Origin of the sequence: Paracoccus versutus (genome assembly GCF_000763885.1) — a bacterium.
Lineage (GTDB): Bacteria > Pseudomonadota > Alphaproteobacteria > Rhodobacterales > Rhodobacteraceae > Paracoccus > Paracoccus versutus.
The window spans coordinates 1-2608 of the sequence record NZ_JRKO01000138.1 but is presented as its reverse complement, the minus strand read 5'-3'; the positions used below and the strand labels follow the sequence as shown (position 1 = coordinate 2608).

Annotated in this window: 2 protein-coding genes; one reads left to right on the top strand and one right to left on the bottom strand. The window is 69.4% G+C overall.

Annotated elements, in window-relative coordinates; translation table 11 throughout:
* Window positions 1-1538: FAD-dependent oxidoreductase (locus tag IT40_RS26200; RefSeq protein ID WP_244274072.1), on the top strand; the 1538-nt coding region annotated here is incomplete at its 5' end.
* Window positions 1539-1544: 6 nt separating this feature from the next.
* Here the strand turns inward: IT40_RS26200 and IT40_RS26195 are convergent.
* Window positions 1545-2420 carry a LysR family transcriptional regulator gene (locus IT40_RS26195; RefSeq protein WP_036761416.1) on the bottom strand — a complete coding sequence of 292 codons (876 nt, stop codon included), beginning with the start codon at window positions 2418-2420 and terminating at the stop codon, window positions 1545-1547.
* Window positions 2421-2608: the final 188 nt, after the last annotated feature.

The following is a 2608-nucleotide window of genomic DNA, read 5'->3' as shown; positions in this document are numbered from 1 at the left end:
ATCGAGACCGCCCTCGCCGCCGCAACCGAAAAGGCCCGGACCATGACGCAGACCACGGCCCCCACATGACCCGCAAGACGATCGAAACCCTCCACGACACCGACTACGACACCATCGTCATCGGCGCCGGCGCTGTCGGCTGCGCCACCGCATGCCAACTCGCAGCACGCGGCTTTCGCACCCTGCTCGTCGACCGCGGAGACTTCGGCGCAGGAACCTCGTCGCGATCCAGCCGGATGCTCTATTCCGGGCTCGGCTATCTCGCCGCGCGCTATCCCTTGTGGCAGATGCCATTCCGGCCCGCCGACATGATCCGGCGGCTGCTCTATACCCGCGAGGTCATGCGCTGCCGGGCCGAGCTGGTGCGCGACATGCCGGGCCACCTGACGAAACATCGCTTCCACTACCCGTTCCGCAGGGGCGACCGCTATCCGCCCTGGCTGGTCGACCTGGGCTTTCGCCTGGTCGAGGCGCTGGACGGCTGGCGGGTGCCGCTGGCCTATCGCCGCCTCGCCCTGGCGCAGGCGGCCGCGGACAGCGCCATGGCCGCGGCCCTGGGCGGGCCGCTGCGCGGCGTGGGCGTGTTCGAGGAATACATGTATGCCTGGCCCGAGCGCATCTGCGTCGATACCGCCCTGGATGCCGAGCGGCGCGGCGCCACCATCCGCACCTATGCCGAGGTGACGGCGATTGCGCGCGAGGGCGAGGATTGGGTGGTCACGCTGGAGGAACGCGCGCCCGAGATGCAGGGCCGGGCGCAGGTCCGCGCCCGCATGGTGGTGAACGCCGCCGGCCCCTGGATCGACCGGGTGCCGGGCGGCGGCTCGGGCCGGCGCCGGGTGATCGGCATCAAGGGCGTCAACGTCATGGTGCGCCTGCCCGAGGCGTTCCGCGGCCAGGGGCTGGAAGCCTTTTCCCGCAAGGGCGAGCCCTATTACGTCTTTCCCTGGCGCGATTTCCACTTCATCGGCCCGACCGAGACCGAAGTCACCGCCAACCCCGACGACATCCGCGTCGAGGAGGCCGAGGTCGACTATATCCTGGGCGAGGCCAACCACCTGTTCCCCGGCCTGCAGCTGACGCGCGCCGACGTGCTGCATTGCTGGTGCGGGGTGCGGCCGACCTCGACCCGCGACGGCCGCACCACCAGCCTGCCGGTCGAGGTGGCCGAAGACCCCGCGATGCCCGGTCTGCTGGCCGTCACCGGCTCGACCATCATGCTGCATCGCCACGCGGCGCGGCAGGTGGCGCGCCGCGTCGAAAGGCGCCTGGGCAAACGCGGCCCGGCGCCGGAGGGGATCATTTCGCCGCCGCAGGACCAGGGCATCGGCCAGATGGCGGCCGCCGAACATGTGGTGCGGCTTGCCGACCTGATCCGCCGGCGGCTGCCCGACGGGCTGGAGCCCGACCTGGGCCGGGCCCGTGCCGAGGCGCTGTCGCGCATCGCCGCCGCCAGCCTGGGCTGGTCCGAGGCCCGCCGGCAGGACGAGTTGCGCCATTTCGAGGAAGACACGGCCCGGGTCTATCGCCAGCCCTGACCCGGCTCAGCCCGCCGCCAGCCAGTCTGCGAACAGCCTTGCCTTGGCGGAGGCGCGGGGATTGATCCTGAGCGAGAAGGCGGCGGGCGAGGGGATGCTCTCGGGCACCAGGCTGACCAGGCGGCCGGCTTGCAGGACGCGGGCCATCAACCCCTCCCAGCCCAGCACCGCGCCGACATCGTCCTCGGCCGCCTGCAGGGCGATCATGTGGTTGTTGACGAAGAGGCTGCGCCCGGAGGGCGGCGGATGGCCGAGCTCGCGAAACCAGTCGGCCCAGCCTGTCCAGGCATTGTGGTCGTCGTTCATGTGGACCAGCGGCGCGCGCAGCAGATCCTTGATTCCCCGGATGCCGTGTTCCCTGGCGAAATGCGGCGTGCCATAGGCCAGGATGCGGTCGCGGAAGATTTCCCGCCATTCGTCGCCGTCATCGCCGGGAACCGCATAGCCGATGTGCAGGTCGTGCCGGCTGGCCGCCGTGGCCACGTCGCTGATGATCTGCGAGACGGTGATGCCGGGGTGGATCTTCCAGAAGGCGGTGATCTTGGGGGTCAGCCACAGCGCGCTGACCGCCGTGGTGGTGCGGATGGTCACGTCCACGGCATCGGGCCGGTCGCGCAGCCGGCTGACGGCGTCCGAGATGGTCTCGAAGCCGCGTTGCAGCGCAACCAGCAGGAAGGCGCCCTTCTCGGTCAGCTCGACCCCGCGGTGCCGGCGGATGAACAGCGCGCAGCCCAGGTTCTGCTCCAGCGCCTTGATCTGGTGGCTGATCGCGGCGGGGGTGACGTTCATCTCCTGCGCGGCGGCCTTGAAGCTCATGTTGCGGGCCGCCGCCTCGAAGCAGATCAGCGCGGTCATCGAGGCGAAGTCATGGGGATTGGGCATGCCGGGCCGTATTCAGGTTACTTCACCTAATCCAGGATGAATTTTTATGCCGTTGTCAACGGGAAACGAGTCGGCGGAATATTAGGCCAGTTCAACCTCAGCGTGGAAGCCGACAATGACAGCCACCCAACCGAACATCCATGACCTGCTTGCGCGCCGCCGGCCCGGACATGCGCTGGAACAGCCCT